This window comes from Deltaproteobacteria bacterium, assembly GCA_009929795.1.
Lineage (GTDB): Bacteria > Desulfobacterota > Desulfovibrionia > Desulfovibrionales > Desulfomicrobiaceae > RZZR01.
Window position 1 is genome coordinate 1 of sequence record RZZR01000389.1, and the last position, 1,170, is coordinate 1,170.

1 protein-coding gene is annotated in these 1,170 nt (G+C 61.5%); it reads left to right on the forward strand.

Translation table 11 applies throughout. The annotated features are described in order from the left end of the window. Window positions 1–910 (forward strand): hypothetical protein (locus EOM25_15205; protein ID NCC26527.1); only part of this gene is annotated, 910 nt, incomplete at its 5' end. Between the last annotated feature and the right edge of the window lie 260 nt (window positions 911–1,170).

Sequence of the window (1,170 nt, forward strand, 5' to 3'; positions counted from 1 at the left end):
TCTCTCAGCCGCCTTCACTGCGGCGATGAGGGCACCATACGATTCAAGCCTCCCTGATTCCTTCGTCCTCTTCAGGGTCATGGGCAACCCGGTCGAGGTTATCCCAACCATCCCAGTTCATGCCGGTCACCGGACACTGTCGAGGGACGAGTTGCGTCGTTATGTGACGGCATTAACGCTCCGCTGGACGCCCGGATCCGGCTGGACGCCCGAGGGGCTGGTCGACCGCTGCCTCCTGCTTGCGCTTCTCTCGGGAGGGCAACGGATCGCACAGCTTCTGCGGGTGACCGAGCAGGACTGGAATAGCGACGCGAATATCCTCCGGCTGTGGGACGGGAAGGGAAGACGAACATCCGCCCGTGAACACCTCCTCCCGGTCGGTCCGTGGGCAGCATATGGCGGGTACCACCGGGAAGTGATCGAGAGCCTTCTCCCGGCTCTGAGCGTCCCGGCGGGAGGCGGGCACCGCCGTAGGACCGCCATAAGCGAAGCTGGACTGCGGATGCGTCAGCGGAGCGTGGAGCGGAGCGTGGAGCGGATGGAGGATGCTGGCGCCGCTCCCCGGCTGCTCTTCACCTCAAGGATGGGAGCACCGGTCTCGCCATCGACGCCTGGTAAGAGGGTGTCGGAAATCGCAGAGCAGCTTAAGGGCGCTCCCTTCACCGTTCGAGACATCAGGAGGACCGTCGAGACGATGCTGGCTCGGATGGGGGTGTCACGGGACATCCGGGCGCAGCTCTTGAGTCATGGACTGGCCGGGGTCCAGAACCGGCACTACGACCGGTACGAGTACCTGGATGAGAAGCGGGCCGTGCTGGCGCGGTGGGAGGAGGAGGTGGTGAAGATCGTCCGTGACGGCTCAGGGACTGACTGTGCCGGGATGCCTTCAGACAGTTTGGAGGGCATGTAGGGCCTTGATTCCCCGTTGTTGGAGTGGTGGTAAAACCTTCTTAGTTTTCAGGGGTTTGAATTACTGCTCCCTATATGATGAACTTCGAGGCGATTTTTCACTGTGGCATTGGTCTTCCAAGGCCATCGCCCTCGGCCGCCTGTTCGTGGCGAGAACCAGGTCCAGGTAAGTCTTTGATTCCTCGTTCCTTCAGCGGTGCCAAGGTCAACAGGTAAGTCTTTGTTTCGAGGGGGGGTTCCGATTTGGGCCACCTAAGTGAT